26 protein-coding genes and 2 pseudogenes are annotated in these 26779 nt (G+C 62.8%); 18 read left to right on the top strand and 10 right to left on the bottom strand.

What is annotated here, in order from left to right; genetic code table 11:
- Positions 1-166: 166 nt before the first annotated feature.
- The 4 genes from IVA82_RS37550 to mgtE all read right to left on the bottom strand — a co-directional run bounded on the left by IVA82_RS37550 (position 167) and on the right by mgtE (position 4029).
- Positions 167-1081 carry a hypothetical protein gene (locus tag IVA82_RS37550; protein WP_247387988.1) on the bottom strand — a complete coding sequence of 305 codons (915 nt, stop codon included), beginning with the start codon at positions 1079-1081 and terminating at the stop codon, positions 167-169.
- Between the two features lie 49 nt (positions 1082-1130).
- A complete protein-coding gene (locus tag IVA82_RS37545; RefSeq protein ID WP_247387987.1) occupies positions 1131-1949 on the bottom strand; it encodes an aldo/keto reductase in 819 nt (272 codons plus the stop codon).
- Positions 1950-2069: 120 nt separating this feature from the next.
- On the bottom strand, positions 2070-2366 hold the full coding sequence (locus IVA82_RS37540) for a helix-turn-helix domain-containing protein (RefSeq protein ID WP_247387986.1): 297 nt from the start codon (positions 2364-2366) through the stop codon (positions 2070-2072).
- A gap of 241 nt (positions 2367-2607) precedes the next feature.
- Positions 2608-4029 carry a magnesium transporter gene (gene mgtE, locus IVA82_RS37535; RefSeq protein WP_247387985.1) on the bottom strand — a complete coding sequence of 474 codons (1422 nt, stop codon included), beginning with the start codon at positions 4027-4029 and terminating at the stop codon, positions 2608-2610.
- A 116-nt stretch (positions 4030-4145) separates the two neighbouring features.
- Here mgtE and IVA82_RS37530 point away from each other — a divergent pair, with 116 nt between their 5' ends.
- Complete coding sequence (locus IVA82_RS37530; protein ID WP_247387984.1) at positions 4146-4919, top strand: polysaccharide deacetylase family protein; 774 nt, start codon at positions 4146-4148, stop codon at positions 4917-4919.
- Between the two features lie 177 nt (positions 4920-5096).
- The gene (locus IVA82_RS37525; protein ID WP_247387983.1) at positions 5097-6362 is read left to right on the top strand and encodes a polysaccharide deacetylase family protein; all 1266 of its coding nucleotides are present in this window, start codon (positions 5097-5099) and stop codon (positions 6360-6362) included.
- On the opposite strand, the gene IVA82_RS37520 is transcribed toward IVA82_RS37525, so the two are convergent.
- On the bottom strand, positions 6349-6723 hold the full coding sequence (locus IVA82_RS37520) for a hypothetical protein (protein ID WP_148737641.1): 375 nt from the start codon (positions 6721-6723) through the stop codon (positions 6349-6351). The genes IVA82_RS37525 and IVA82_RS37520 overlap by 14 nt on opposite strands.
- A 287-nt stretch (positions 6724-7010) precedes the next feature.
- Here IVA82_RS37520 and IVA82_RS37515 point away from each other — a divergent pair, with 287 nt between their 5' ends.
- The 3 genes from IVA82_RS37515 (at position 7011) to IVA82_RS37505 (ending at position 8330) form a co-directional block, all read left to right on the top strand.
- The gene (locus IVA82_RS37515) at positions 7011-7268 is read left to right on the top strand and encodes a hypothetical protein (protein WP_247387981.1); all 258 of its coding nucleotides are present in this window, start codon (positions 7011-7013) and stop codon (positions 7266-7268) included.
- A gap of 119 nt (positions 7269-7387) precedes the next feature.
- On the top strand, positions 7388-7762 hold the full coding sequence (locus tag IVA82_RS37510) for a hypothetical protein (RefSeq protein ID WP_247387978.1): 375 nt from the start codon (positions 7388-7390) through the stop codon (positions 7760-7762).
- Position 7763: 1 nt separating this feature from the next.
- The gene (locus tag IVA82_RS37505) at positions 7764-8330 is read left to right on the top strand and encodes a DNA-binding protein (protein ID WP_247387977.1); all 567 of its coding nucleotides are present in this window, start codon (positions 7764-7766) and stop codon (positions 8328-8330) included.
- A 74-nt stretch (positions 8331-8404) separates the two neighbouring features.
- Here IVA82_RS37505 and IVA82_RS37500 read toward each other — a convergent pair whose 3' ends face one another.
- Positions 8405-9586, bottom strand: coding sequence for an MFS transporter (locus IVA82_RS37500; protein WP_247387975.1), 1182 nt, complete (start codon positions 9584-9586; stop codon positions 8405-8407).
- A gap of 117 nt (positions 9587-9703) precedes the next feature.
- Complete coding sequence (locus IVA82_RS37495; RefSeq protein WP_247493800.1) at positions 9704-10426, bottom strand: hemerythrin domain-containing protein; 723 nt, start codon at positions 10424-10426, stop codon at positions 9704-9706.
- Positions 10427-10572: 146 nt separating this feature from the next.
- Between IVA82_RS37495 and IVA82_RS37490 the strand changes: the two are divergent.
- Both IVA82_RS37490 and chrA read left to right on the top strand, forming a co-directional pair.
- Positions 10573-10731, top strand: a pseudogene (locus IVA82_RS37490) (PadR family transcriptional regulator); the annotation flags it as partial.
- Positions 10732-10763: 32 nt separating this feature from the next.
- Positions 10764-11966: a chromate efflux transporter gene (chrA, locus tag IVA82_RS37485; protein WP_247387969.1), complete on the top strand. Its 1203-nt coding sequence runs from the start codon at positions 10764-10766 to the stop codon at positions 11964-11966.
- Between the two features lie 86 nt (positions 11967-12052).
- On the opposite strand, the gene IVA82_RS37480 is transcribed toward chrA, so the two are convergent.
- Positions 12053-12736, bottom strand: a complete 684-nt coding sequence (locus IVA82_RS37480) for a GntR family transcriptional regulator (RefSeq protein WP_247387967.1) — start codon at positions 12734-12736, stop codon at positions 12053-12055.
- A 120-nt stretch (positions 12737-12856) separates the two neighbouring features.
- On the opposite strand from IVA82_RS37480, the gene dctP reads away from it, so the two are divergent.
- The 7 genes and pseudogenes from dctP (at position 12857) to IVA82_RS37445 (ending at position 20434) form a co-directional block, all read left to right on the top strand.
- A complete protein-coding gene (dctP, locus tag IVA82_RS37475; RefSeq protein ID WP_247387965.1) occupies positions 12857-13876 on the top strand; it encodes a TRAP transporter substrate-binding protein DctP in 1020 nt (339 codons plus the stop codon).
- Positions 13873-14430, top strand: a complete 558-nt coding sequence (locus IVA82_RS37470; protein WP_247387962.1) for a TRAP transporter small permease — start codon at positions 13873-13875, stop codon at positions 14428-14430. Before dctP ends, IVA82_RS37470 begins: the two co-directional genes overlap by 4 nt.
- Positions 14427-15782 carry a TRAP transporter large permease gene (locus IVA82_RS37465; RefSeq protein ID WP_247387961.1) on the top strand — a complete coding sequence of 452 codons (1356 nt, stop codon included), beginning with the start codon at positions 14427-14429 and terminating at the stop codon, positions 15780-15782. The genes IVA82_RS37470 and IVA82_RS37465 overlap by 4 nt, the downstream gene beginning before the upstream one ends.
- Before the next feature lie 17 nt (positions 15783-15799).
- A complete protein-coding gene (locus IVA82_RS37460; protein ID WP_247387959.1) occupies positions 15800-17209 on the top strand; it encodes a malonyl-CoA decarboxylase in 1410 nt (469 codons plus the stop codon).
- A complete protein-coding gene (locus tag IVA82_RS37455; protein WP_247387958.1) occupies positions 17206-18729 on the top strand; it encodes a malonyl-CoA synthase in 1524 nt (507 codons plus the stop codon). The genes IVA82_RS37460 and IVA82_RS37455 overlap by 4 nt, the downstream gene beginning before the upstream one ends.
- A gap of 291 nt (positions 18730-19020) precedes the next feature.
- A pseudogene (gene zigA / locus IVA82_RS37450) lies at positions 19021-20227 on the top strand (zinc metallochaperone GTPase ZigA).
- A 12-nt stretch (positions 20228-20239) separates the two neighbouring features.
- Positions 20240-20434: a hypothetical protein gene (locus tag IVA82_RS37445; protein ID WP_247387956.1), complete on the top strand. Its 195-nt coding sequence runs from the start codon at positions 20240-20242 to the stop codon at positions 20432-20434.
- A 144-nt stretch (positions 20435-20578) separates the two neighbouring features.
- Here the strand turns inward: IVA82_RS37445 and IVA82_RS37440 are convergent, their stop codons facing one another.
- On the bottom strand, positions 20579-20809 hold the full coding sequence (locus tag IVA82_RS37440) for a hypothetical protein (protein ID WP_247387954.1): 231 nt from the start codon (positions 20807-20809) through the stop codon (positions 20579-20581).
- Positions 20809-21633: a universal stress protein gene (locus tag IVA82_RS37435; RefSeq protein ID WP_247387952.1), complete on the bottom strand. Its 825-nt coding sequence runs from the start codon at positions 21631-21633 to the stop codon at positions 20809-20811. The genes IVA82_RS37440 and IVA82_RS37435 overlap by 1 nt, the downstream gene beginning before the upstream one ends.
- Here IVA82_RS37435 and IVA82_RS37430 point away from each other — a divergent pair.
- The 4 genes from IVA82_RS37430 to IVA82_RS37410 form a co-directional block, all read left to right on the top strand.
- Entirely contained in the window at positions 21624-22052 is a 429-nt protein-coding gene (locus IVA82_RS37430; protein ID WP_247387950.1) for a hypothetical protein, read from the top strand. The two genes, IVA82_RS37435 and IVA82_RS37430, sit on opposite strands and share 10 nt — an antisense overlap.
- An 889-nt stretch (positions 22053-22941) precedes the next feature.
- Positions 22942-24279, top strand: a complete 1338-nt coding sequence (locus IVA82_RS37425) for an erythromycin esterase family protein (protein ID WP_247387946.1) — start codon at positions 22942-22944, stop codon at positions 24277-24279.
- A gap of 2 nt (positions 24280-24281) precedes the next feature.
- Entirely contained in the window at positions 24282-25610 is a 1329-nt protein-coding gene (locus IVA82_RS49220; protein WP_346658782.1) for an alpha/beta family hydrolase, read from the top strand.
- Between the two features lie 350 nt (positions 25611-25960).
- The coding region (locus IVA82_RS37410; protein ID WP_247493582.1) for an ISNCY family transposase at positions 25961-26779 on the top strand (819 nt) is incomplete at its 3' end.

Here is a 26779-nt window from a genome sequence, read left to right as displayed (position 1 = left end):
AGCCGGGATGGACGACACATACGCCGTTTCCGAATTTCGGTAAAGCGGAATATTTTTGTAGCGGCGGCTTGACGGCCCTCGCAGGTGTTTTGCCCGTCGCGCGGAGAATTGTTTGCCGGGTGCAGCTACTTCCACCTACTGTTCCGCGGACATCGCGAGGCGCTACTCAGGACCCGCCAAAATCCCGCGGCGAGAATGGCAGGTCCATCACCTTCCATTCCCCGTATTTGTCTGCCGGCAGCATCTTGTAGGGTTGGCAGGCTTGCAGCGCGCTCATAGCGGATTTCACGAGGGCGACGCCCTTTGCGGATGGCGGGGCTTCGATCAGGATCGGCTCACGCGCCAGCGTGCCGTCGGTGGCGAGCACCGTGCGCAGCTTGATGTGCAATTTGTCGGTCGGCTCGACCCCCGCCGGTAGTTTTGCGCAGCTCCTCAAGTGCCGGCGAAGCTCGGCGATCACCTCGGGCGGAAGCTTCGCACTGATCGAATCCTTGGCATCGCCGCCGTCGTCCTTGGGCGCGTCCGTCGGCTCAGGCGGCAATTCCGGCGGCAGGCCCAGCATGATACCGTACTTGACGGTGACGTCGGGCTCGGGGGCCTGATGGGCCGGCAGCGCGGCCTGGGGCTGCGGCATCGCTTGTGGCTGCGGTGCCGGCTGAGACTGCAGCCGCGGCAACGGCTGTTGTGGCGGCGATGGCTGAGGCTGTTTCTGCTGCGCTGGCTCCTCGGGCAAGGCCTGCTGCTGTGACGCTTGCGACGCGGCTTGCTGCTTGGTCGCAGGCTTCGCCGCTGCGTCCGCCTTCTCCTTGTCGGTGAAATCCAGCTTCGGCAGCTTCAGATCGGGCGGCGGCTCCGGCGGTTTCTCCTTCGCCTCTTGCTTGACCTCTTCCTTGGCCTTCTCCTCGGCTTTTGCCTCCTCCTGCTTCACCTGCTCCGGCGTGACCATGTCGACCGACACCGTCTCGGGCGCCGCGGGGTGAAACGGATGGACCTCGCTGATCAGGATGATCAGCCCCACCAGCGTCAGATGCGCGATCGCCGACGCTGCAATGTCCGTCCGTATGATCTTCCGCGATTCCATCGACCGGTCTTGGGTTGCCGCGCTGGTCCTAGCATACCGGATCGCCCTCTCAATCCCATTTCGGCGCGAAGCCGAAATCGGTCAGGCGCCCCTTCGGGCTGGCCAGCGCCGCGACCTGCGCCATCTCGTCGTCCGTCAGCGCGAAATCGAAGATCTCGATGTTTTCCGACAGCCGCTCGACGCGCGAAGTGCGCGGGATCGCGGAAACCTTCTGCTGCAGCAGCCAGCGCAGGCAGATCTGCGCCAGCGTCTTGCGATGGGCGCGCCCGATTGCCGCAAGCGTCTGGTCGAACTTGATGCGCCCCTTGGCGATCGGGCTGTAGGCAACCAGCGCCAGGCCATGCTGGTCGCAGGCCGCCCTCACCTTGGCCTGGTCGAGATAGGGGTGATATTCGACCTGGTTGCAGACAAGCGGCTCCGGGCACAACGCGACCGCCTCCTCGATAAGGGCCACCGTGAAATTGGACACGCCGATGTGGTGCGTCAGGCCCATCCGCTTGGCGTGTGCCAGCGCGCCCAGCGTTTCCGCCAGCGGCACATGCGGATTGGGCCAGTGCAGCAGCAACAGGTCGACGGACGGAAGCCGCAGCCGCACCAGGCTCTCCTTGACCGAGCGCTCGAGATGGTGGGGTGCGAAATGGTTGGTCCAGACCTTGGTGGTGAGGAAGACCTCGTCACGCCGCACGCCCGAGGACCGCATTCCATCGCCGACCTCGCGCTCATTGTCATAGACCTGCGCGGTGTCGATGTGGCGGTAGCCGAGCCGCAGTGCCTGCTCGACCACACGCGCGCAGGTCCGCCCGCTCAGCTCCCAGGTCCCCAGCCCGATCGCCGGGATTTTTGCGCCATTGGCATCCACGAACAGCATGAGGAATCCTCTCTGTCGAAGTCGCCCCCAGGTCGCATTATGGACCCCGCCGGTGACAGTGCCAACGGAGGCCGCAGCACGCGAGGCGGTTATTCAGCGCAACCCTAACGGGACATGGGGTCAGGCTTTGGCGAGCGCCTGGAACACCGTCTCCGGCGCATGCGCGATCACGGCGAGCAGCGCGCGGGCGGGTCCCCGCGGGGCGCGCTTGCCCTGCTCCCAGTTGCGGATGGTCTCGACGGGGACCCCCAATTTGGCGGCAAACTCCATCTGGGTGAGGCAGGCGCGGCGGCGCAAATCGCGCACCGCAAGCGGAGTGGCTTCGGCGGCCGGGCTTGGCATCGCGGGCTGGACCGGAAACTCCTGCCCGTCCCGCAATTCGACGATCCGTCCATCCGCCTTCAGCCGCAACCGCATGCTCGTTCCCCCAAGCGCGGGCGATGATCCGGCAGGCCGCTTAAGTTCGGATTAAAGATAGCAGACTCGTGCCCCGGATGTGGCACAGCGCGCCCCGGGACACGAGAGTGACGGCACCCCCGCTACCCGCCCCCGTCATTGCGAGGAGCTCTTGCGACGAAACAATCCAGACTGCCGCCGCGGAGGGAGTCTGGATTGCTTCGCTGCGCTCGCAATGACGAGGAGAGAGTATGCGCCCGCCTTACTTCAGCCCGAACCACAGGGTGGCGATGCCGAGGAAGGAGAAGAAGCCGACGACGTCGGTGACGGTGGTGACGAAGGTGCCGGAGGCCACGGCCGGGTCGGCCCGCACCCGGTCCAGTGCCATCGGGATCAGGATGCCGCCGAGCGCACCTGCCAACAGATTGCAGATGATCGCGAGTCCGATGACGATACCGAGGCCCGGGATCTTGAACCAGACGACCGCCGCGATCCCTGTGATCACGGCGAAGGCGAGACCGTTGACGAGGCCGACTAGGCCCTCGCGCATCACCACGCGAAAGGCATTGAAAGAGCCGAGCTCGCGGGTGGCCAGCGCACGCACCGCGACCGTCATGGTCTGGGTCGCGGCGTTGCCGCCCTGGCTTGCGACGATCGGCGCCAGCACGGCGAGCGCCACCATCTTCTCGAGCTGGCCCTCGAACAGGCCGAGCACGGAGGACGCCAGGAAGGCGGTAGCCAGATTGACCAGCAGCCAATTGAACCGCGCCCGCGCAATGGTGAACACCGTGTCGGACAATTCTTCGCCGCTGGAGACGCCACCGAGAGCCTTGAGGTCCTCGTCCGCCTCTTCCTCGATCACGTCGACGACATCGTCGACCGTGATGACGCCGACGAGGCGGTCCTGGGTGTCGAGCACGGGCGCTGCGACCAGATTGTACTTGCCGAACATGCGCGCCACCTCTTCCTGGTCCTCCAGGACGGAGACGCGGCGGCGATCCTCGTCGGTCAATTCGGCGAGCGCGATCGGGCGGCGGGCGCGGAGCAGGACGTCGAGGGGGATCGCGCCCTGCCAGTGCTGGTCCTTGTCGACGACGTAGATCTCGTAGAAGCGGTCGGGCAGATCCGGCGTCTCGCGCATGTAGTCGATCGCCTGGCCGACGGTGAAATCCTGCGGCACCGCGATGAACTCGGTCTGCATGCGCCGGCCGGCGGAATTTTCCGGATAAAGAAGGCTGCGCTCGAGCGCGACGCGCTCTTGCAGCGGCAGCTTCTCGAGGATCTCCTCCTGATCGGCCTGGTCGAGGGCTTCGAGCAGCTCGACGGCGTCGTCGGATTCGAGCTCGCGGACACCCTCGGCCACCGTCTCCGGCGGCAGCTCCTCGAGGATCTCCTCGCGCACGCCCTCGTCGAGCTCGTTCAGCGCCGAGAAGTCGAAGTCGCGCCCGGTGAGCTCGACCAGGCGGACGCGGTTGTCGGGCTCGAGAGCCCCGATCAGATCGCCGAGATCGGCCTCATGCAGCTCGGCAACGATGGCACGCAACAGCGCGCTGTCGCCGCCTTCGATCGCGTGCGCAATCTCCTCGACGAATTCGTGACGAATTTCGCCGTCTTCATTGCGCATCGGAACGTGGTCGAGTACCGAGGCCTCGGCGGAGGTGGCAACGTCCATATGTTCGTCCATGGCGCGCCTCTCCGTTTGACAGGTCGGGTCAGGTGGTCTCAGCTGATCGTTCAGGCAATACCCACAAGGCATTAGCGAGCGCAATGGCAAAGATGCATCAACCGAGGTGGACCTCAATGCCGGCGGGCGCGCTGCTCGCCGCCCTGATCGGCATCGCCTGTGCTGATGCCGCCAACTGTCCGCGCAAGGATGCGCTCGGCACCTCACGGGTGCTGAGCGTCGATGCCAAGACGACGCCACGGGTCGGATTGAAGAGCTTTCCCCAGACGCTGCCTCTCGCCGATCACGAGGTCGTGCTGACCTTCGACGATGGCCCGCATCCGCCGACCACCTCGAAGGTGCTGGCCGCGCTGGCGCAGGAATGCGCGCGCGCGACCTTCTTCCTGATCGGCCTGCCCGCCTCCGAGCATCCCGACCTGGTCAAGCGCATCGCCCGCGAGGGCCACACGATCGGCCACCACACCTGGTCGCATGCGTTCATGGCGCGGATCCCGTTCGACAAGGCGAGGAGCGAGATCGACCGCGGCATCGCAGCCAACGAAATGGCGCTGCACGGCACCTCGACGACGACGCCATCGACGCCGTTCTTCCGCTTCCCCTATTTCGAGGCGACGCCAGCCGAGCTCGACCTGCTCCAGTCGCGCGGCATCGTCGTGTTCGGGGCCGATCTGTGGGCCAGCGACTGGGAAGAGATGACGCCGGAGCAGGAGTTGAAGCTCGTCACCGAGCGCCTCGCCGCAGCCGGCAAGGGTATCATTCTCTTCCACGACCCCAAGGCGCGCACGGCCGCGATCATGCCTGCCTTCCTGCGCTATTTGCGGGAGAACGGCTACCGCGTCGTTCACGTCGTGCCGGCGGGCGCGGTGCAGAAGAATGCCGACGCGCATTGATGCCGGAATGTCACGCCGGCGCAAAATGGGGGATTTGGCGTCTATTAACAGTCTGTTCATGCTACGCCATGCAAACTTGACGGGGACTGTTTGATAGGAAGGGACTCGCGCCTGAACCGTTTCCGGGCGCCTGCGACCTACTATGGCGGCAATCGCACATGAGGGCAGACCGGGTTGATGATCGGCAGTAGCGTTGCTTTCCGGACGCGATCGTGGATCGTCCTCGGTCTCGGTGGTTTCCTTGGATTTCTGACCCTCGGCACGCCGGCGGCGCTTGCGGCCGATTGCCCCGGCCATCCGGACGCGCTCGGCACCTCGCGCACCCTCGTCGTCGACCCGCACGAGCATCCGCGGATCGGCACCATGCAGTACCGCGAGACGCTGCCGTTGAAAGACCACGAAGTGGTCCTGACCTTCGACGACGGCCCGCTGCCGAAATATTCCAACCAGGTGCTGCAGATCCTGGCCGATGAATGCATCAAGGCAACCTTCTTCATCATCGGCGGCCAGGCCAAGGCCAACCCGGAAGGCGTGCGCAAGCTGGTGACGGCGGGCCACACTGTCGGCACCCACAGCATGACCCATCCCCTGACATTCGACAGGATGCCGATCGAGAAAGCCAACGCCGAAATCAATGGTGGCATCGAGTGGACATCGGCCGCGATGACCGATCCGTCCGCACTCGCGCCGTTCTTCCGGATCCCCGGCCTGATGCGGGCCGAAGGCGTCGAGAATCTTCTGATCTCGCGCGGCATCCAGGTCTGGAGTGCGGACTTCCCGGCCGACGACTGGCGGCACGTGTCGCCTGATCGCGTCTACCAGCTCGCGATCCAACGGCTTGAAGCCAAGGGCAAGGGCATCTTGCTGCTGCACGACATCCAGGCCCGCACCGTCGCGGCGCTGCCAAAGATCATCCGCGACCTCAAGGCGCGCGGCTATCGCATCGTGCATGTGGTGCCGGCGACCGCCGACCGGCCGGCGACGCCGACCGCGCCGGTGGAATGGCTGCTGCATCCACCGTCGGAGACGACGCCGATCGCGCGCTGGCCGGCCGTCCCCAATTTTGTCTACACGCAGACCGAAACGCTTCCGGCGCCGAACCTGGCCGATCTCAACGCGCAGCCGGCGCATCAGCCGCTGTTGCCGCGCCGGACCATGGCGCAGGCGAATGTCGCCGCCATCCTGCCCGCGCCAGGCCGCGATCTCTTCGCGATTCCCGAGGGCTCGCTCGAGGTGCTGCTGTCCACGACATTGTCACGGCGCGCCGCGACGCGGCTCGCCATGGCCGCCGAAACGACCCGCGCTCCCAAGGGAAAGGCCGCCAAGCCGCAAGCCCGGCACACCTCGCATGCGACGCCGGCCACGCCGAAGCACGTAGCCCAGCCCAACAGCGCCACGCCGCGTCCGACCCGGCTCAGTAAGCGCTACCCTACTGCCGCATAATGTTGGCGACGCAGAGCAGCACGATCAGCGCCAGGAAGAGCAGGTCCATATAGGACTTCAGCTCGCCGTCGCGGCGCAGCCGGGCAACGTCCATCACGACCTGCTTGCGCGCACTCGTTCCGCCGCTGCCGTCATTGATGGGGCCCTGCAACCGCCGCGTCTCGGTCTCGAGCTTCTCGATCTTCTGGAAGAAATAGAACGAGCGCAGCGTCGAGGCTGCGCGCATGGCGCTGTAGATCAGCACCAGGATCGCGAGCATCGCCCGGTTCGGATATTTCTCCATGAAGTTCAGGCTGAAATATACCATCGCCAGGAACGCGAAATTGGTCAGGAAGCGGTAGGCGATGCTTAGAAAGACCATGCTGGCTCCACCCGAGAGAAGGCGTGCAACGGGACAAATATTGCGAATTTCGCCGGCGCCGGCGTGCAGGCCGCAAGGCCGGCCCGAATGCCGCGCAGGCCCCTCTACGCCAACTTTGTTGCAACTAAGATAAGATCGCCGCCCGCCGGCCGCCTTTTAGCCATGCCCGGCCACAATGCAAACAACCACGGCGAGCCAACTGTTCCAGCCGCGCGCGCAACGGCTCAATGGAGATTCGGCGCAAGCCGCGATAGACTGTCGCCGCCACTCGCATGGGGGGTCTGCCGATGCCGAAAAAGGGAATCACGGGCCACGACGAATGGGTCCTCACCGAGGCCCTCGCCACCGCGCTGGTCGCGCTGGAGCAGCTCGAGGCAAAGCACCAGCCCCGCGCGCATATGGACGACATCCGGAAAATGCTGTCGAACGGCAAGGAGCCGGCGGCCGTGAGACTGCACCTCGCCCAAGCCAAATGCCGCCTGTTCCCGGACATTGATCCGCTGGAGATCTACCGGGAGTACGGCATCGGCGAGGAATATGGCTGAGGCGCGGCGATCGATCGGCCGGGCTGGGGGGTTGCGAGGCTCATGTAGCGCCGTGAGGTTCGGGCATCGAACCGCTACGTTAGACAGAATTCAGTTTTGTCTAACATAGACAAGTTTACATGAAGAGGGCTCCAGCAAGCAAATCCCCAACGCGCCGGGGCAGCCGGGCGGCAGTCGCGACCAAAGCTGGCTCGGGGAAGACAAAGACCGTTCATCGCGAGCCGGCGACCAGCCACTTCGTCGTGAGCAAGGCGCGGTTCGAAGCGGTTATGCAGGCAGCGGAAAAGTTCGGTCTCCTCAGCGAAAAAGGCGGTCGTATTGGCGGCAGGGTGAGCCCGGCACTTGTCAAGCAGGCCAAACTGCAGACAGGCATCGAGACAGATACGGACTTGATCGAGTTTGCCCTGGCGACGGTTGCATTAGAGGATAACTTCGCGGACGTATTCAGGGAGTCTCGCGGCAAGGTCGACCCGAAGCTGACGCTCGGTTTTTGAGGTGGCGGAGTTCGATTTCGACGCTGCCCGACGGTGGGCGCGCTTTGATCCGCTGAGAACGCTGACACGACGAAGTGACGATGAGCTGCCGTTCGTCAGTCCGAGTTCAATCGGCGGACAGGGACTTCTGCTCGATACCTCTGTTTATACTGATCAGATGCAAGATCGTTCGCCACAGATACTGGATGATCTGATCGCGCAGCGACAGGTCAATCATTCGACTGTCGCGATCCAGGAACTGATGCACACGGTTGGGGTCTTGAATCCGGCCGACGCGCGAACCGCCACTGTCATCGATGTGATCGGCCAGCAGATCAGGGCGATGCCGCCACATCGTATCTTTGCGCCGGACAACGAGGTCCTCGGACGTGCTGCACTGCTGTCGGGAATACTCTGCCGCATCCAAGGCTACGAGAAAGACGGAAAGCTGCGCGCGCTGTTGGACTGCGTGCTGTTCCTTCAAGCGCAAGCACTTGGCCTGGTTGTTTTGACCGCGAATGTCGGGGACTATGATCTTCTACTCCAACTCATTCCCGCCGGACGCGCGCTATTCTATCGTTCGAAATGAACCCAGAGGTGCGCGACGAAACCATATCACATAAGTGGCCAATTCTTGGACGCCCTCAGAGGCGAGAAGCGCTGTTAGCGCGCCGCTGATTCTCGTCGTTTCGCAAGCACGAACAGCGGCAGGGACAACAGCTGGGCGAGCACCGCGAAAGCGACCAGCCCGACACGCGATTGATCATAAAGCAACCCGGTCGCGACGCTGCCGATCAGCCAGCCAATTCCGTAGCCCGCATAGAACAGACCGAATGCCAGATTGCGTTCGCCCTCCGGCAGCACGCCGGCGACCACGGCCTTGAGCAGAGTGTCCTGCGTCGCATATCCGATGCCCCAGAACACCATGCCGATGAGGACCGCCGTAAAACCGCCCAGGAACGCAAATGGCGAGAACAGGGCGGACAACAGGACGGCGACCAGTAGCGTTGGAAGCGCAGCTCTGTCGTAGAGCTTGCCGAGAACCAGACTGGCGATGACGCCGCATCCGGTCGAAAACGCCAGGAAGACCGGTATCCAGTGCTCGGCGACGATCTTGGCGGTTGCCAGATGATAGGCGATCAACTCATAGCTCATCAGGCCGGCTGCGAAGCATGCCGCCGCAGCCGTGTAGAGCCAATATGATCGGCTCAATCCGCGCGCGGGCGCCGTTCTGCCCTCTTCAAGACGGGCGGGGACGGGAAAGTTGATGCGCGCGACGGCGAGCGCGCCGAACGCCAGCAGGGCCGAGATCAAGAGCAGCGCATAACCGGTCCGATAATCGCCATTCAGAAACAGGACGAGCGCAACGATCAAGGGCCCGAGCGTGGCTCCGGTCTCATCGAGAGCCGTGTTGACGGCATACACCCACCCTCGTCCATGCTTGCCCGTCGTATAGGAGAGCATTGCCTCGACGGTGGGCTTGCGCATGGCGCGGCCAATGCGCTCGGCCAAAACCAGGAGAGCGGCAACCTGCCAGTTTGCGGCCAAGGCCATCGCGGGTACGGCAAGAAGGTTGATGGCGTAGCCGATGAAGGTGACAAGCCAGTATCGCCCCGTCTTGTCGGCTAAATAGCCGGCGACCGAGCGCAAGCCGTAGCCGAGAAATTCGCCGGCACCCGCGGTGATGCTGACGACGGCAGCGCTGGCTCCGAGCGTCGCCATGAACTGGCCGTTCATGGCCCCGCCGCCCTCATAAGTCATGTCACCGAACAGATTCACCATCCCCATCGTCAGCACGAAGGTGAAGGCGGGCGACGATCCGATCGAGAGGTGCGATCTGGCCATGACGTCCTATCCCTCCATCAGCCCGTCGACCGACCACGACGCGGCGCCCGCCATCGTCGGGGACTTGCAGACGTCAGCCAATCTCACTGTCATTCGTCTTTTGCGATTTCATCGCCTTCACTGCCGCGGCGTGAACTGTGCGAGGTCGTGGATTTCCATCTGCTGCTCAAGTCCTGCAACGCGCTTGGTCATCATTTCGAAGCCATCGTCGCCAAAAAGCCGGTGCTCCTTGTTCTCGAAATCCTCCGCCATCGCGTCGTACTCGTGTGCAGACACGAGATCTCTCAATAACGGAAAGAGATCGGTGTCCTCGCGGGCCGCGTGAGGCCGATACATGGTGATGAAGGACTGGATCGAGGCAACGAGCCGCTTTCGGTCATCGCCGTCCTTGCGACTGCCGGGGGCTGCCTGAAGGATCGTCTGCGTAACTCGCCGGCCAGCCTGGTGCTGCATCAGCAGCGTGTCGACGAGCGACACCATTTTCCCGGCCTTCTTGAAGCGCGGAAAGACGGCCTCCTCCTCGGATTTCTCGTGATAGTTCTCGATGAAATCCCGGACGATCCCGGCGGCATTGGTGATGATGGCCGGATCGAAATCCTCGTTCGACGCCAATTTCCGCAAGGCCGCTTCGTAAACCAGAAGCAGCCGGTCGAGCACACCATGCTCCCGCATCAGATCCTCCGGCGGCGTCACCTCCGCTTCGTCTTTCTTGGCGCCGTTGCCCTTCCTTCCTTTGGCGACGATCGCTGAAGGCAAGATCAAGCTGCCCGCGATTGCCACCCCGGTCATGGCTGTCCTCGTGATCAAGGTGCGCTTTTCGATATCGGTTGGCTCGGCCATCGCAGTCACCCGTGCCGAATGGATATTGACCGTTGAAGCCCGCGGTTGAGACCGAGACTACATCCGTTCGCGGGAACGCTTGGCGAGAGTATCGGTTCCCGATATCGTCAGACGATTCCGCGAGCCGAACCACATGAACTTGAACGATGAAGCTCAATGATCTTCTCACCGGCTTTATCCGACTGCACATTCTGCATCACGCAGCAGAACACGAAGTCTACGGTCATTGGATGATCGACGAGTTGGCGCGCCATGACTACCGTCTCAGCCCTGAAGCTCTCTACCCGATGCTTCATGCGATGGAGAGCAGCGCCGACCTTGATCGAGGACAGGCCATATGAGCAGCGACGCCTCCAAGGCGCACGTTGGCGAGGTCTTCACGACCTTTTTGAAATTGGGCCTGACGTCCTTCGGAGGTCCCATCGCCCACCTGGGCTATTTCAGGGAGGAACTCGTGGTGCGGCGCAAGTGGCTCGACGAGACATCCTATGCCGACCTCGTCGCGCTCTGTCAGTTCCTGCCCGGTCCGGCCTCCAGCCAGGTCGGCTTTTGCCTCGGTGTTCTCCGCGGCAACGGCCTTGCGGGCGGGCTCGCGGCGTGGTTCGCCTTCACCATGCCTTCGGCACTCATCTTATTCGCATTTGCGACGGGCATAGCCGCTTTCCAGGGACCGCTGGCCGAGGGTTTCCTGCATGGCCTCAAGCTCGTCGCTGTTGCGGTGGTCGCACAAGCGATCTGGGGGATGGCGCGAACCCTCACACCCGATCGGGCGCGTGCAGCCATCGCACTTGCTGCGGTCGCGATCGTTGTCTTCTTCGTTGGATCTCTGGGACAGATAGCTGCAATCGCCCTCGGAGCGTGCGCGGGCCTCTGGCTTTGCCGGGCCGCCGCCGCGCCGGTTTCCGGACATCTGAATTTTCCGGTAAGCCGGCGAGCAGGTCTTCTTGCGTTGGTCCTGTTCGCCGCGGCTCTCTTGATTCCGCCAATCATCGCCCCTGCTACCGGCTCCCAGGCTCTGGCCTTGTTCGACGCGTTCTACCGATCGGGAGCACTGGTCTTCGGCGGCGGCCACGTCGTGCTACCTCTGCTTCAGGCTCAGGTGGTTACGCCGGGATGGGTCAGCAACGAAGCATTCCTGGCCGGGTATGGGCTGGCACAAGCGGTGCCGGGACCGCTCTTTACGTTCGCTGCCTATCTCGGCGCCGTGATGGGACCCGCGCCGAACGGCCTTACCGGCGCGGCGATTGCCCTCGTCGCGCTGCTCCTTCCAGGCATGCTGCTGGTTTATGGCATGCTGCCGTTCTGGGACTCGATGCGCAGACGCCCCGCCGCTCAGGCCGCGATGCGCGGCACCAACGCAGCTGTGGTCGGTATTCTTGGCGCGGCTCTTTATCATCCGGTCTGGACAAGCGCCGTCTTGACGCCGCACGATTTTGCGTTGGCGCTCGCCGGCTTCCTGCTGCTCACCGTTTGGAAGCTGCCGCCATGGATCGTGGTGGCGCTATCGGCTGGCGCCGGCGTGTTGTCGAGCCTCGCCTGACCGCGGCGGTTCTAAGAGAGGCGCCACGTCCTGCGAGCGACCTGCCCGTTTGGGCGACGCGCCAACTCGCGCACAGGCATTCCCTCTTACCTGCCTGCTCCACTCCTGGTACCTGCCGGCGCAGATCGGTCCTGCGTGAGCCCCAGCACCATATCCGAGAAGCGCTCACCCTGTACCAATACATGGCTGTGAAGACGGCTCGCGGCGAGCTGCTCGTCGCCGGCGCGGATCGCTTCGAGAATCCCGGCGTGCTCTTGTAGCGATTGCAGCAGACGGTTACGCGCGCGAAGCTGGATGCGCCGATAAGCGCTCAGGCGCTTATGCAGGGCGAAGGCTTGATCGGCCAGGAAGCTGTTGCGGCTCGCGCGGTAGATCGCTTCGTGAAAATTGCGGTTGTCCGCGTAGTACTGCTCGCTGTCGCCTTGCTGCACGTCCAACTCGCACGCGCGGTGCGCCGCCTCCATTGCAGCGTCGTTCTCCGGTGTGAGCCGGCGCGCGGCCAAGCGGCCGCAGGCGCTTTCGATCTCGGCCATGGTCTCGAACATTTCGAAAAGCCGGGTGGGTGAAGGAACGCTGACGATCGCCCCGCGCCGCGGGCGGACATCGATGAAGCCTTCGGCGCCGAGCTGAAGCAGCGCCTCCCGGATCGGTGTCCGCGACACCCCGAATCGCTCGGCCAGGGAAGCCTCATCCAGGCGATCGCCCGGTCGAAATTCCCCAGCCATTACAGCGTCTTCAATCGACTGCTTCAGTCTGAAGGCTTGGCTCATTGTATACACCTGATCTGTAATTCCATACCACATGCTTGACAAACTATACAACATGCGGTCAGGTAGAGATTGTATGCAATATCAGTATTAAAAAATGCAATACAACACGGGAGGTATGGAATGAAGGTTTCAAGACGCCAAGCCCTCGCCCTCGGGATCGCCGCACCGGCGCTATTTCGGCTTGGACCCGCGCACGCGGCCACAGCGCTGAAGATCTCGCACCAGTTTCCGGGCGGCACCCCAACCGAAGGCGATTTCCGCGACCGGCTTTGCCGGCGCTTTGCGGCCCTGATCCAGGAACGCAGCAAGGGAGCGATGAGCGCCGAGATCTATCCGGGCTCCTCGCTCATGAAGACCAATGCGCAGTTCTCGGCGATGCGCAAAGGCGCGCTCGACATGAGCCTGATCCCGATCTCCTACGCCGGCGGCGATCTTCCCGAACTCAACATCGGCCTGATGCCGGGCCTCGTCACCGGCTACGACGAGGGACTAGGCTGGAAGAACAAGCCGATCGGCCAGGAGTTCAGCAAATTCCTTGCAGCCAAAGGCGTCGTCATCATCACCTGGATCTGGCAGGCTGGTGGTGCCGCCAGCCGCGCGCGTCCATTGGTCGAGGTCGCCGATGCCAAGGGCATGAAGATCCGCGGCGGCTCGCGTGAGATGGATCTCGTGCTTCAGGCTGCCGGCGCCTCGGTCCTCTCGCTGCCGTCCAATGAACTTTACGCGGCCATGCAGACCGGCGCCTGCGATGCCGCCCTCACCTCGTCCACCAGTCTGACCTCGTTCCGGCTGGAAGAGCTCGCCAAGCATCTCACGACCGGGCGGGCCAAGAGCTACTGGTTCATGCTCGAGCCCCTCGTCATGTCGAAGGCGGTGTTCGACCGGCTTTCGAACGAGGAGCGCGAGATCATCGTGTCGGTCGGCGCCGAGCTCGAAGAGTTCGGCCGCGCTGCGGCGGTGGAAGACGATGTCCGCGTAGCGAAGGTCTACCAGGCCGCCGGCGCGACCGTCCACGATCTCGACGCCAAGCTCGTCACCGCATGGCGGGACCTCGCGCGCGATACGGCCTGGAAGGATTATGCCAACAAGAACGAGAACTGCGCCCGCTTGATCAAGCTTGCCATGGAGGCCGGCTCATGAGCGCGCACGGCGTCGATCTCGGCCATCCTGTCGTGGTGACGGCAGCGCGCCCCGGTTCCGCCATGGCCCGGATCAACCGTGCCATGGCCCTGCTCAACAAGACCATCGTCGTCGTCTGCTCGATTGCCCTGATCGTCGCGAGCGTGATTCTGAGCTACAGCGTGGCCGCGCGTTACTTCTTCAACGCCGCAACCTATTGGCAGGACGAAGCGGCCGTCTTCCTGCTGGTCGCCGCAACGTTCCTGTCCACCGCCTTCGTGCAGGCCGGCCGCGGTCATATCGGCATCGAAGCCCTCACCGGCTACCTGTCCAAGCGCGGCAACGCGATCCGCATCCTCGTGGTCGACGCGACAAGCTTGCTGTTCTGCTGCTTCTTCTCCTGGAAGTCCTGGACGCTGTTCCACGAGGCGTGGGTCGACGGACAAGTGTCGGGATCGACCTGGGCCCCGCCTCTGTGGATTCCCTACAGCATGATGGCGCTCGGCATGACGCTACTGACGCTGCAGATCGCGCTTCAACTCGCTGCAGCGATCGATGCATGGAGGAGCAAATGAGCACGCTTGCCGTTGGACTGATGTATGGCGGCGCCACGCTTGCCGTCATGGCATCCGGCATGCCGATCGCGCTGGCGCTCGGTGCCGTAGCCGTCATCTTCATGTATTTCTTCATGCCCTCCGCATCGCTCGATACGGTGACGCAGAACGTCTACGAGGAGATGGCTTCGATCACGCTCCTGGCCATCCCACTCTTCATTCTCAAGGGCGCTGCGATCGGCAAGTCGAAGGCGGGACAGGATCTCTACAGCGCGCTGCATGTCTGGATGGGCCGCATCCCGGGTGGGCTCGGCATTGCCAATGTCTTTGCCTGCGCGCTCTTCGCGGCCATGGCCGGGTCGTCTCCGGCGACCTGCTCGGCGATTGGCTCGGCAGGGATTCCCGAGATGCGCAAGCGGGGATATTCCGGCGGCTTTGCCGCAGGCGTGATCGCAGCCGGCGGCACGCTCGGAATCCTGCTGCCGCCCTCGATCACGATGATCCTGTATGCGGTCGCGGCGGAGCAGTCGCTCGGGCGTCTGTTCCTCGCGGGCATCGGGCCGGGCCTTCTTCTGGTGGTGCTGTTTGCAACCTACGCGGTGCTGAGATTCAAAGCCGAATACAAGGCGGCGCAGCGGGCCTATGCGGCGGACCCTGCGCAGCATCCGATTCTTTCGAACGAGCGCTTCACCATGGCAATGCGGTTCGGCGCGCTGCCGCGGGTCCTGCCCTTCGTGGTGCTCCTCAGCGGCGTGATGATTGCGCTTTATGGCGGTTATGCCACGCCCTCGGAGACAGCCGGCCTCGGCGGCATCCTGGCGCTGGTTCTGATCGCCTCCATCTACGGCGTGTGGCGCCCGCGGGATCTCGGCCCGATCCTGGAATCGACGCTGAAGGAGTCGACCATGCTGATGCTGATCATCGGCATGTCGCTGCTCTACTCCTACGTGATGAGCTATCTCCACATCAGCCAGGGGGCGGCTCAAGCCATCGTCGCCATGCAGCTCTCGCGATGGGTGCTGCTGGCAGCCATCCTGGTGCTGGTGGTCGTGCTCGGCTTCTTCCTGCCGCCGGTCTCGATCATCCTGATGACCGCGCCGATCATCCTGCCCCCACTCAAGGACGCGGGCTTCGACCTGATCTGGTTCGGGGTGGTGATGACGATCGTGATGGAGATGGGTCTCATCCATCCGCCCGTCGGACTCAACATCTTCGTCATCAGGAATATCGCGCCCGACATCCCCTTGCGGGACGTGATCTGGGGAACGCTGCCGTTCGTGCTCCTGATGGCGTTCGCCGTGGTGCTGCTTTGCCTGGTGCCCTCGATCTCAACCTCGTTGCCCAACCTGGTGATGGGCGCACCAACGCGTTAACCGAGGAGGCATGAACCATGCTGAACGAGACAAGGTCCGGACGCATCACGGCGCCCGAATTCCTGCAAGGGCTCATCGACACCTTGACGCAACGCGGCCGTGCGGTTCTTGGCATCAAGCCCGAACGCAATGACGGCGAGGATCGTGATCTCGAGCTTCTGGGCGAGGCGCTGCTGTCTCGACGCGGCGAAGCCTCCGGCGTCGCGATCGCGCAATCGCTGCTTGCGGCTTTCGAGCAGGCGGGCGAGCCGCAGCGGCTGAAGTTTCTCTCCTCTCTCGCCGACCGGTTCGGGCCGGACCGCCGCGCGATCGAGCTCGCGATCGCCGCCTACCAGCGCAAGGAGGACGGCGACGGCGGCAAGCTCGAGGCGCTTCACGCCGCGGCGGAGCCGCGCCGGCAGGAGCTCATCCGCCGCCTCAATCTGGCACCGGGCGGGACGGCCTCGCTCGTGCGCATGCGAGAGGTCCTGCTTGCGCTCCTGCGCGAGCATCCCGAACTCCAGCCCGTCGACGACGATTTCGTCCATCTATTTTCGTCCTGGTTCAACAGGGGTTTCCTCGTGCTGCGGCCGATCGACTGGACGACGTCGGCCAACATCCTCGAAAAGATCATCAAGTATGAAGCCGTCCATGCCATCCAGGACTGGGACGATCTGCGCAGCCGGCTCGAGCCGCCCGACCGCCGCTGCTACGCGTTCTTTCATCCCCAGCTGGTCGACGAGCCGCTGATCTTTGTGGAGGTCGCACTCACGAAGGAGATTCCCGGCGCGATCAATCCGCTGCTCGACAAATCGCGCCAGGCGATCGCGGCACGTGACGCCACGACCGCCGTATTCTACTCGATCTCGAATACGCAAAAGGGCCTCGCCGGCGTCTCCTTCGGCAACTTTCTGATCAAGCAAGTGGTCCAGGACCTCGCCCGCGAGCTTCCGAACCTGAAGACCTTCGTCACCCTGTCGCCCGTTCCCGGCTTTGCCGGCTGGGTCCGGCGCGAGCTCAAGACCGAGGCCTCCAGCGCCATCGACGAGGACACGAGGCGTGCACTGGCCACGCTCGATGACGGCGGCGACATCGCGCAGGCAAAAGAGGCCATCACCGTCCTCGCCGCCTATTACTTCCTCAAGGCGAAACTGCCGACAGGCAAGCCGGTCGATCCGGTCGCCCGCTTTCATCTCGGCAACGGCGCGCGCCTGGAGCGGCTGAATTTCCTCGGCGATGCTTCGCCCAAGGGCATCAAGCAATCCTACGGCCTGATGGTCAATTATCTCTACGCACTCGACCATATCGAAGCGAACCATGAAGCGTTCGCTGAGCATGGCACCGTCGTCGCCTCCGACAAGGTGAAGAAGGCGCTCCGCGCCAAGCTGTCGTCCCGCGACCTTGTGCCGAGCTCACAGACCAACTCTCAGCGGAAGATCTCGTCATGACCTGGAATTTGTACGACCGCCTGCTTGGCTCCGCGCACGCGGATCAATCCATCTGCATCGAGAAGGACGACGGCGCCAACCTGACCTACGCGGAGCTCGCCGCGCTGAGCGGCAGGTTTGCGAGTTTGCTCGCCAGCCACGGCATCGGTCCGAACCATCGCGTCGCGGCCAAAGTGGAGAAGTCCGTCGAGGCTGTCGCTCTCTATCTTGCGACGCTCCGCGCCGGTGCCGTCTATCTGCCGCTCAACACCGCCTATACGCCGGCCGAAACCGAATACTTCATCCGCGATGCGCAGCCGAGCCTGATCATATGCGATCCCAAGGAAGCATCCGACCTGCGCGCCATTGCCGCGAAAGCAGGCGGACGTGTCGAGACGCTCGATCACGACGGGCACGGATCCCTGGTCAATGCCGCAGCCGGCCTTCCGGCGGATTTCGACACGGTGCCGCGCGCGAAGGAGGATTTGGCGGCGATTCTCTACACCTCGGGCACGACCGGCCGATCAAAGGGCGCGATGCTGACGCACGGCAATCTGGTCTCGAACGCGCTGACGCTGGTCGAGCAATGGCGCTACACACAACGCGACGTGCTGATCCACGCGCTGCCGATCTATCATATTCACGGGCTATTCGTGGCCGGCAACGTGACATTCGCCGCGCGTGCGCGAATGATCTTCATGCAGAAGTTCGACGCAGAGCGGATTGTCGCGGCGATGGCGCGATCGACCGTCCTGATGGGCGTGCCGACCTTCTATGTCCGCCTGCTACAGAGCCAGAATTTGAGCCAGCGCACGACCGCGCATATGAGGCTGTTCGTCGCCGGCTCCGCGCCGCTATTGGCCGAGACCCACCGCGCCTGGAACGACAGGACCGGTCACGAGATCCTCGAGCGCTACGGCATGACCGAAACGGGCATGATCGCCTCCAATCCCTATGACGGTCCGCGTATTCCGGGGTCGGTCGGGCGCCCGCTGCCCGCTATCAACGTCCGCATCACAGATCCCGAGAGCGGTGCCGTGCTGCCGACGAACGAGGTCGGCATGATCGAAGTTAGAGGGCCAAACGTCTTTGCAGGCTACTGGAATATGCCGGACAAGACCGCTGCCGAATTCCGCGCTGACGGCTTCTTCATCACCGGCGACCTCGGCAAGCTCGATGCGAACGGCTATCTGTACATCGTTGGGCGGGGCAAGGATCTCATCATCACCGGCGGCTTCAATGTCTACCCGAAGGAGATCGAGACGGAAATCGACGCCATCCCAGGCGTGTTTGAAAGCGCCGTCGTCGGCGTGCCGCACGCCGACTTTGGCGAAGGCGTCACCGCTGCCGTCGTCCGAAAGGCCGCCTCATCGGTGGACGAACGCGCCATCCTGGCGGCGCTTTCCGGACGGCTGGCAAAATTCAAGCAGCCAAAGCGCATCATCTTCGTGGATGCGCTGCCCCGGAACGCCATGGGCAAGATCCAGAAGAACCTGCTGCGCGAGCGCTTTGCCGATCTCTATTCGGCCAAGGTCGAGTGAAGGCCATCTGAAGGCGGGTGAAAGCGATCTGAAGGAATGCAGCAAGCTGGCCGGAGCCAGCTTGCGAGACCGCATCGCCGCGGGCGCGCTGCCGTCGGGCTGCCTGCCCCGACCGCTCTGTGCGGGGTAAAAATCAATCACTTGAATGTTCGTTTGAGTTTTGGCTGAGCCGCAAAACGGCTTGACGAAAGCTCACGCACGAAATGTAATGTTATAACATTACATTTCTGGTTCAAATGCCCGGTCCCGCGCGTCGTCGCCGTATCCCCCTGAAAAGGCTCTTCAATCTCCATGCAAAAACTCCCCGTCACGGTCTTGTCCGGCTTCCTCGGGGCTGGAAAGACCACTTTGCTGAACCACGTGCTCAACAACCGGCACGGCCTGAAGGTGGCGGTGATCGTCAACGACATGAGCGAAGTGAACATCGATGCGGATCTGGTACGCGCTGGCGGTGCGAACCTGTCCCGGACCGATGAGAAGCTCGTCGAGATGACCAACGGCTGCATCTGCTGCACGTTGCGTGATGATCTCCTGAAGGAGGTACGCGCCCTCGCCGAAAATGGTCGTTTCGATTATCTGTTGATCGAATCGACCGGCATTTCCGAACCGCTCCCGGTCGCGGCGACTTTCGATTTCCGCTCCGAGGACGGCGAGAGCCTCGCCGACGTGGCACGCCTCGACACCATGGTCACCGTGGTCGATGCCGTGAACTTGCTCAAGGATTACGCGTCGACCGATTTTCTCGCGCAACGTGGCGAGGCGCTGGAGAACGACAACCGCACGCTGGTCGATCTGCTCGTCGAGCAGATCGAGTTCGCCGATGTGATCGTTCTCAATAAGGTCGATGACGCATCGCCGGCGCAGCGCGAGGCGGCACGACAAATCATCCGTGCGCTCAATCCAGAGGCGGACCTCGTCGAAGCCAACCACAGCCGGGTGGCTTTCGATCGCATTCTTGAAACCGGCCTGTTCGACTTCGAAAGGGCACAGCAACATCCGCTCTGGTACAAGGAGCTTTACGGCTTTGCGGATCATGTGCCGGAGGCCGAAGAATACGGCGTGAAGAACTTTGTCTATCGCGCCCGCCGTCCGTTCGACCCCGCCAAGCTCGACAAGTTCATCAAGGAGCCCTGGCCTGGCGTCATTCGCGCCAAGGGACATTTCTGGCTGGCGACACGCCCGCATTGGCTTGGTGAGATCAGTCAGGCTGGTTCGATCACGCGCACCCAGGGCCTTGGTGCGTGGTGGGCGAGCGTGCCGGGCGGAACGATGACCGGATGATCCGATCTGGCGGAACCGGCTGCGCGAGAACTGGAACGACATCTATGGCGATCGCCGCCAGGAAATCGTGTTCATCGGCACTGGCATGGATGAGGAAGCGCTCCGCGCTCGCCTAGACGCATGCCTGGTACCTGGGAAACCCGCCATGAACGTCGCGGACTGGGCCAAGCTCGCAGACCCGTTTCCGATCTGGCGGCGCACGGATGAAGCCGCCTAGGCAGGAGCACGCATGGACAATATCATTCGATACGTTTCGAAATCCGAGCTTGAGCGGGAGCGCCTGATTCGCGAGGCTCGCGCGATCTACGACAGCATATTCCCACCGGTCGCGGTGGCCATCGGGCGAGCGGGTGGTGATCCCGGGCGAGAGACCCAAGCTTTGGGTCACACTTCCACTCCAAAACCCGCGGTCAACAACGACTGACGAAATCCTTGGCTGCAAATGCACTGGACGTTTCGCAAAAACAAAACGACCCCGCCAGTTACAGTAGTAATCTGACGGGGCTTGTGAAACGATCTTTGGTTGATTTGCATTCCTCTCGGTTTGGCTTGTCATTCCATCGACCGCTCACTGACTGAACAACGAGGCGCGCTGGTTGCCGTTCCTCTGTCGGCGCAATTTTTTCGCGCCTCGGCGGCAGTAGGTTTCGACCAGCTCGGCCCGGCGGCGAAGCCGAGCGCCATCGCGGGTTCGATCGATCTGGCAGCGCTTTACCCCATATCGCCGGGCATCCCAGAAAGCGCCGTACTTCGGCTGAGCAACATTCGTCGGTGCATCGATGATGGCGTCTTCGCTCATCAGTGCGCGAGAAAGGAACATCTTGGACTGCGTGTCAGCAAGTCTGACGTGACGCCGCCAAATACCCATTCGCGCAGCCGCGTATGTCCATATGCACCTGCGACTATCAAATCGGCATCGCGTTGCTCCGCCGCTAGCATGAGTGCGTGCGCCACCGATCGTTCCGCGCGCACCCGCGGCTCCGCGTTTGCGCGGACATCATGACGGCCAAGAAACGCCGCAACGTCCGTAACCCTCGCTTTGGCAGCTTCGATTTCAGATTCATCGACGACTTCGACAACCGATACGAGATCGGCCTTCTGAAGCAACGGCAGCGCATCGAGACATGCGCGGCGCGCTTCTCGCGTATCCTTCCAGCCGATGACAATGCGCTTCGCATCTAGGTTCCGTGTTCCGTCTGGGACAACCAGCACCGGTCGGCCAGCATGCATCAGCACGTCGCCTAAGTCCGTTAAGCTGAAAACGCCAAGCTGGGCGGGGGCCCGGCCGAGAACAATGACATCGGCCGCACGGCTTTCGCGTACCAATACCTCTTCAGGCAACCCAAACACGGAGCGCCATTCAGTTTGCAGCCCATTGACCGCTGGAGAGTTCCGGAAACTGGCCTCCGAGTTTTTAAACCCCGTTCGAATGCGCTCCTCTTCTGCTTCCATCTCGACTGCGAGGGCAACCCCGCCGTAGTTATCGACCACCGGTGCCCGCAGCTGAGCTGCGGCTACACCGATCAGTTTGGCGTTAAAACGACGCGCGACTTGCGCGGCGCATTCGAGGCGGCTGTGCGATATGTGATCTGGTTCGATATGAACAAGAATGGATGTCAACATCCGATTTCCCTCGGTTGCCTGCCGTTGGACGTAAAGACGGCTCAGTGATCCTGGCGGTCAAACCGTTCCCGGAAAATCAGATATCCCGATTCAATCACCGGCCCTGGCGCGGGCTAGATTCGATCACGCAGGCCTTTGACACCCTCGCCTTGGGCGCAATGCTCGCAACAGAAAAAGGTACCCGCCTTCTCCAGGCCGTGTCCGACGATACGGATTCCACAATGATCGCAGGTCGGCGCGAGCGCGTGAATGGCGCATTCGAAGCTATCGAACGTATGCGCTTTGCCGTTCATCGAGACCTGAAAGGTCTTGTCATAATCATTGCCGCAGGTTTCACATGTCGCCATGATCTCTCGCCTTCACCGACGTCGCAGATGTATCCTGAAGTCGCCAAATGGCACTTGGTTCCAGCAGAGTGATGCGGCTAGGCGTCCCACGGACACGACAGCAAGATCGTGGTCCGCGCGTACCGCCGATTCAGCGTATCGAATAATGATCTTTCGGGTCACCGCCTGCCCGAAATGGATCAGTCGTCCGGAAGCCGTTTGTCAAGCGATTGCCGCGCGCCGATCGGCTGAACGGATCTCGATAAACTTGTGAAGGCGGCTGGCACAGCAATAAGCCCGCTCCGGCTGCTGTGAAGGAGGCCAAGAATTGAATATCCGGCCGTTGTGCCGGATTGCGCGCGATTGATGCTGCTTCGTATTGAAGTCTTGCGTTGCAAGCGCAGCTCGGAAGGGCATTCGAACGCGCGCAGGCATCGTGGCGCATACAAGCAGCATCCAGAGCATCAACGGGCCGAGTTCCGGGTCGGCTGCCCGGGCCACAATAATTTCCGTGGAATAACAAACCGCCGGGGTCGATGTGATGGCCGTCTCCAGCAATCAATTGCCCCGCACGGAATTGCCCGGGTCGAGCTTCCGTCGCTGCTATTGTCGCAACCGACGCGCATAGCAGGAAAGCCGTGCACAAGCATTCCAGCCGAAAACGCATGGCACAAAACCTCATCTGCACCCACCCAAACTCGGGTCGGCTGGAAACTCCCTTGAGTCCAATGTTCGGGGGGGTGCTCGGTTCCAGATGAAGGACGCCAAAGTGTGGAAGCGTTCTGACTTGTCCGAACCGGGCTCAGGCATCACCTTGCTTGTGGCGCGCAAGCCGCTGCGAAGGAACGTCCAACAGCGGGGTGAGTTGCGCACATAAAGGACGGCGATCGTCGGCTTGCCGATCGACCCGCTCTGGGTGCGGATGGTTGCGCGCGGGTAACGCTGATGTACCGCCGAACCACCATCACGGAAGGAATTCCGCATGGCCCTCTCACCAGCAGCAGAGCGCATTCGCGAGCGGACCGAGCGCGAATTGATCGAGCTCCTGCATCGGACGGGTGAGCATCTCCCTGCACCAGAGCACGACGATTTCGGGTCCTATTTCGACCGGTTTGCTCGCGCAAAGGTCGTTCTGCTCGGTGAATCGACGCATGGCACATCGCAATTTTATCGAGCGCGTGCGGCGATCACGCGCCAATTGATCGAGCGGCACGGTTTCAACATCGTCGCGGTCGAGGCCGACTGGCCGGATGCGGCGACGCTTGATCGCCTGGTGCGACAACTACCATCCGCAACGCCCGGGGAGCAGCCATTCGAACGCTTTCCGACCTGGATGTGGCGCAATGTCGAGGTCAAGGCGTTCATCGATTTTCTCCGGATCCATAACGACGCACGCTCGATGGCGCAGCGCGTCGAGTTTCGAGGCCTCGATGTCTACAGCCTCAGCGGCTCGATCGCGGCCGTGATCGCCTATCTCGAACGGGTGGATCCGGAGCGCGCCCGCGCAGCGCGCGAACGCTATAGCTGTCTAACACCCTGGCAATCGGATCCCTCGCTTTATGGCCGTGCCGTCCTCGCGGGCCGGGACACTTGCGAAGATGAAGTGGTGGCGCAGTTGCGCGAGTTGCTTGAGCATCGCCTTGCGTATGTCGGGCACGACGGCGAGGCCTTCTTCAACGCGGCACAAAACGCGCGCATCGTACGGGCGGCGGAGCAGTATTACCGCATCATGTATCGCGGCTCGACCGAATCGTGGAATCTGCGCGACCGGCACATGTTCGACACGCTGCAATATCTGATGCAGCGGCGCGGGCCCCAGGCCAAAGCCGTAGTCTGGGCGCACAATTCCCATATCGGAAACGCGGCAGCCACTTCCATGGGCTGGGCCGGTGAGTTCAACATCGGTGAACTCACTCGCAATGGCCATGGCGACGAGGCCGTCCTGATCGGCTTCGGCACGGATCGTGGAACGGTCGCGGCGGCCTCCGACTGGGGTGGCCAGATGCAGGTCAAGTCCGTGCGGCCAGCGCGCGACGATAGCTATGAATACCTGTTCCGACGCACGGGGCTCGCGCGGTCATTGACCGATTGGCGACCGCCCGGCCGTAGCGGTCTGCGCGAGGCGTTGGCGGGTCCGCGGCTTGAACGGGCGATTGGCGTTGTCTACCGGCCCGAAACGGAGTTGCTCAGTCATTATTTCCAGGCGGTATTGCCGGAACAATTCGATGCGTTCGTTTGGTTCGAGGAGACGCAGGCCGTGACGCCGCTTGCGGCGGAGCCGGCCAAAGGCGCCGCAGAAACTTATCCGTTCGGGGTCTGATCATGATGACCGGAGAAGACCAACTCAGCGAAGTCTCGATCGGGCAGCAGCACCTTACGGGCATTCTTGGTGTGCCCAACAGCGCAACCGGGATCGTGATCTTCGCCCATGGCAGCGGCAGCGGCCGGATGAGCCCGCGCAACAATCAAGTGGCGGCGGGACTTCGCCAGGCCGGTCTGGCCACGCTGCTGCTGGATCTTCTCACGGTCGAGGAAGAGCGTGACCGTCGCAACGTGTTCGATATCGGGCGGCTGGCCTCTCGGCTCGCTGAAGCTGCCGAGTGGAGCCGCAATCAACCCCGATTGGGTTCACTGCCCCTCGGCTATTTCGGGGCAAGCACGGGTGCGGCCGCAGCCCTGGTGGCGGCCGCCGAAGGGCAGAATGTCGCGGCAGTTGTTTCACGCGGCGGCCGCCCGGATCTTGCGGGTGAGGCATTGCAGGCCGTGAGCGCGCCGACACTGCTGATCGTGGGCGGGGCGGACCGGCCGGTGATTCCGCTCAACCAGTCCGCTTTCGAGCAGCTTTCGTGCGAGAAAGACCTCGTCATTGTGCCGGGAGCGAGCCACCTTTTCGAAGAACCCGGCACTCTGGAGCAGGTCATGCAACACGCCAAGCGATGGTTCGGCCGATTCTTGTCTTCGCCATTGCAGAGCACGCCGGACGATATGGTGTTCGCGGATCGGCGCGAGGCTGGCCAACGCCTCGCGCCGCTTCTCATGAAATACAAGGACCAACACCCCGTGATACTCGCGCTGCCGCGCGGCGGCGTACCCGTCGCTTTCGAGGTGGCGCAGGCCTTGAATGCGCCGCTCGACGTCGCCCTGGTGCGCAAGATCGGTGCGCCCGGCCACAAGGAGCTTGGACTTGGCGCGGTGGTCGACGGCGCCCACGCGCAAGTCGTCCTGAATGACGAGATCGTTCGCATGGTCCAACCCGGAAACGCCTATCTGGAGGCGGAGACCTCCCGCCAACTGGATGAGATCGAGCGCCGCCGTCACCTCTACCGGGATGGTGAACCGCCGCTCGATGTTGCCGGACGGACCGCCATCGTGATCGATGACGGGATCGCGACCGGCGGAACTGTGAAAGCGGTCCTGAAGGCACTCGCCAGGGTAAAGCCAAGCCGCCTGGTGCTTGCGGTACCGGTCGCGCCAAAGGAGACCCTCGCCGATCTGAATTCTGAAGCCGACGAAATCATTTGTCTGGCCACCCCCGATCCGTTCTATGCGGTCGGCCAGAATTACCGGGATTTCCGCCAGACTTCAGATCAGGAAGTGGTCGAACTGTTGCACCGTTCGAAAGTGAGCGGCCATTTGCACGAGGGCTCATGACGTCTCCCCGGAATTTCGCAAGGCCGGGACTCACGTTCGGACAACTGACCGACGGACTCTATTCCCGTCTCTAGGAGGTCGCCCAAGCGCAGTGGACGATGAGGCGCGTCCCGCCGTTTGACGGGTGCGCAAACCGACATGTAGCTCCAGCAAGAGGAACCAAAGGAGGGCTCAATGAAAGTTCGCGATGCGATGACCCCCAACGTGCAGCTCTGTGCTCCGCAAGATAGCACCAGAGAGGCAGCCGAAGCGATGACCGCACTCAATGTCTGTCCGTAGCGCGTGATCTGTCGCCTGTTTGTAGCTCGTGAAGTGTCGTGTTTTTGGTGCCCTGGAACAAAGGGGGCACGATGGGCACGGCATCCATTCACGAGGGTGTACGACGGATGCGGTTTTCGAGTTTATTGGATCGGACGGAGGCGAAAGAGCTGACGCAGGCTGCGGCCTCCGAGCTTCTCGGGATCAACGTGCGGACATTTCAACGCTGGGCGGAACGCTTTGAAGCGGAGGGCGACGACGGGCTGGTCGACCTGCGTATGGGCCGACGATCGCCGCGACGGGCGCCGGAGGAAGAACTGGAGCGGATGCTCGGGCTGTTCCGGGACAAGTACGCGGATTTCACGGTGAAGCACTTCCATGAACAGCTGCAAAAGCGGCATGGCTATGTGCTTGGCTACACGGTGACGAAGCTGGCCTTGCATGCGGCGGGTTTGGTGCGGAAGGCGCCGAAGCGTTCGGCGCACCGCAAGAAGCGTCCACGCCGGCCGCTTCCGGGGATGCTGCTGCACCAGGACGGATCGCGCCATCCCTGGATCGAAGGTCTGCCGGCGATGGACCTGATCGTCACGCTGGACGATGCGACGAGCGAGATCTACTCGATGCTGCTGGTCGAGGAAGAAGGGACGGCATCGACGTTCCAGGCCTTGGGCGAGGTGATCGGCGAGCATGGCCTGTTCTGCGCGCTCTACACCGATCGCGGCAGCCATTATTTCTACACCCCGAAGGCTGGCGAGAAGGTCTCGAAGACGCAACAAACCCAGGTGGGACGGGCCTTATCGCATCTCGGGATTGAGCATATCGCAGCGTATTCGCCGCAGGCGCGCGGGCGCTCCGAGCGAATGTTCGGCACGCTGCAGGGCCGGTTGCCGAAGGACCTGCGGCTCGCCGGG

It is taken from the genome of Bradyrhizobium sp. 142 (assembly GCF_023074015.1).
Taxonomy (GTDB): domain Bacteria; phylum Pseudomonadota; class Alphaproteobacteria; order Rhizobiales; family Xanthobacteraceae; genus Bradyrhizobium.
Note: the sequence above shows the minus strand (reverse complement) of the source record. Positions and strands in the feature narration are given on the sequence as shown.

What these genes read in the sequence shown, in the direction of transcription:
- IVA82_RS37550 (WP_247387988.1), bottom strand. Translation starts at nt 1,081, where the DNA reads ATGGAATCGCGGAAGATCATACGGACGGACATTGCAGCGTCGGCGATC.
- IVA82_RS37545 (WP_247387987.1), bottom strand. Translation starts at nt 1,949, where the DNA reads ATGCTGTTCGTGGATGCCAATGGCGCAAAAATCCCGGCGATCGGGCTG.
- IVA82_RS37540 (WP_247387986.1), bottom strand. Translation starts at nt 2,366, where the DNA reads ATGCGGTTGCGGCTGAAGGCGGATGGACGGATCGTCGAATTGCGGGAC.
- mgtE (WP_247387985.1), bottom strand. Translation starts at nt 4,029, where the DNA reads ATGGACGAACATATGGACGTTGCCACCTCCGCCGAGGCCTCGGTACTC.
- IVA82_RS37530 (WP_247387984.1), top strand. Translation starts at nt 4,146, where the DNA reads ATGCCGGCGGGCGCGCTGCTCGCCGCCCTGATCGGCATCGCCTGTGCT.
- IVA82_RS37525 (WP_247387983.1), top strand. Translation starts at nt 5,097, where the DNA reads ATGATCGGCAGTAGCGTTGCTTTCCGGACGCGATCGTGGATCGTCCTC.
- IVA82_RS37520 (WP_148737641.1), bottom strand. Translation starts at nt 6,723, where the DNA reads ATGGTCTTTCTAAGCATCGCCTACCGCTTCCTGACCAATTTCGCGTTC.
- IVA82_RS37515 (WP_247387981.1), top strand. Translation starts at nt 7,011, where the DNA reads ATGCCGAAAAAGGGAATCACGGGCCACGACGAATGGGTCCTCACCGAG.
- IVA82_RS37510 (WP_247387978.1), top strand. Translation starts at nt 7,388, where the DNA reads ATGAAGAGGGCTCCAGCAAGCAAATCCCCAACGCGCCGGGGCAGCCGG.
- IVA82_RS37500 (WP_247387975.1), bottom strand. Translation starts at nt 9,586, where the DNA reads ATGGCCAGATCGCACCTCTCGATCGGATCGTCGCCCGCCTTCACCTTC.
- IVA82_RS37495 (WP_247493800.1), bottom strand. Translation starts at nt 10,426, where the DNA reads ATGGCCGAGCCAACCGATATCGAAAAGCGCACCTTGATCACGAGGACA.
- chrA (WP_247387969.1), top strand. Translation starts at nt 10,764, where the DNA reads ATGAGCAGCGACGCCTCCAAGGCGCACGTTGGCGAGGTCTTCACGACC.
- IVA82_RS37480 (WP_247387967.1), bottom strand. Translation starts at nt 12,736, where the DNA reads ATGAGCCAAGCCTTCAGACTGAAGCAGTCGATTGAAGACGCTGTAATG.
- dctP (WP_247387965.1), top strand. Translation starts at nt 12,857, where the DNA reads ATGAAGGTTTCAAGACGCCAAGCCCTCGCCCTCGGGATCGCCGCACCG.
- IVA82_RS37470 (WP_247387962.1), top strand. Translation starts at nt 13,873, where the DNA reads ATGAGCGCGCACGGCGTCGATCTCGGCCATCCTGTCGTGGTGACGGCA.
- IVA82_RS37465 (WP_247387961.1), top strand. Translation starts at nt 14,427, where the DNA reads ATGAGCACGCTTGCCGTTGGACTGATGTATGGCGGCGCCACGCTTGCC.
- IVA82_RS37460 (WP_247387959.1), top strand. Translation starts at nt 15,800, where the DNA reads ATGCTGAACGAGACAAGGTCCGGACGCATCACGGCGCCCGAATTCCTG.
- IVA82_RS37455 (WP_247387958.1), top strand. Translation starts at nt 17,206, where the DNA reads ATGACCTGGAATTTGTACGACCGCCTGCTTGGCTCCGCGCACGCGGAT.
- IVA82_RS37445 (WP_247387956.1), top strand. Translation starts at nt 20,240, where the DNA reads ATGGACAATATCATTCGATACGTTTCGAAATCCGAGCTTGAGCGGGAG.
- IVA82_RS37440 (WP_247387954.1), bottom strand. Translation starts at nt 20,809, where the DNA reads ATGAGCGAAGACGCCATCATCGATGCACCGACGAATGTTGCTCAGCCG.
- IVA82_RS37430 (WP_247387950.1), top strand. Translation starts at nt 21,624, where the DNA reads ATGTCAACATCCGATTTCCCTCGGTTGCCTGCCGTTGGACGTAAAGAC.
- IVA82_RS37435 (WP_247387952.1), bottom strand. Translation starts at nt 21,633, where the DNA reads ATGTTGACATCCATTCTTGTTCATATCGAACCAGATCACATATCGCAC.
- IVA82_RS37425 (WP_247387946.1), top strand. Translation starts at nt 22,942, where the DNA reads ATGGCCCTCTCACCAGCAGCAGAGCGCATTCGCGAGCGGACCGAGCGC.
- IVA82_RS49220 (WP_346658782.1), top strand. Translation starts at nt 24,282, where the DNA reads ATGATGACCGGAGAAGACCAACTCAGCGAAGTCTCGATCGGGCAGCAG.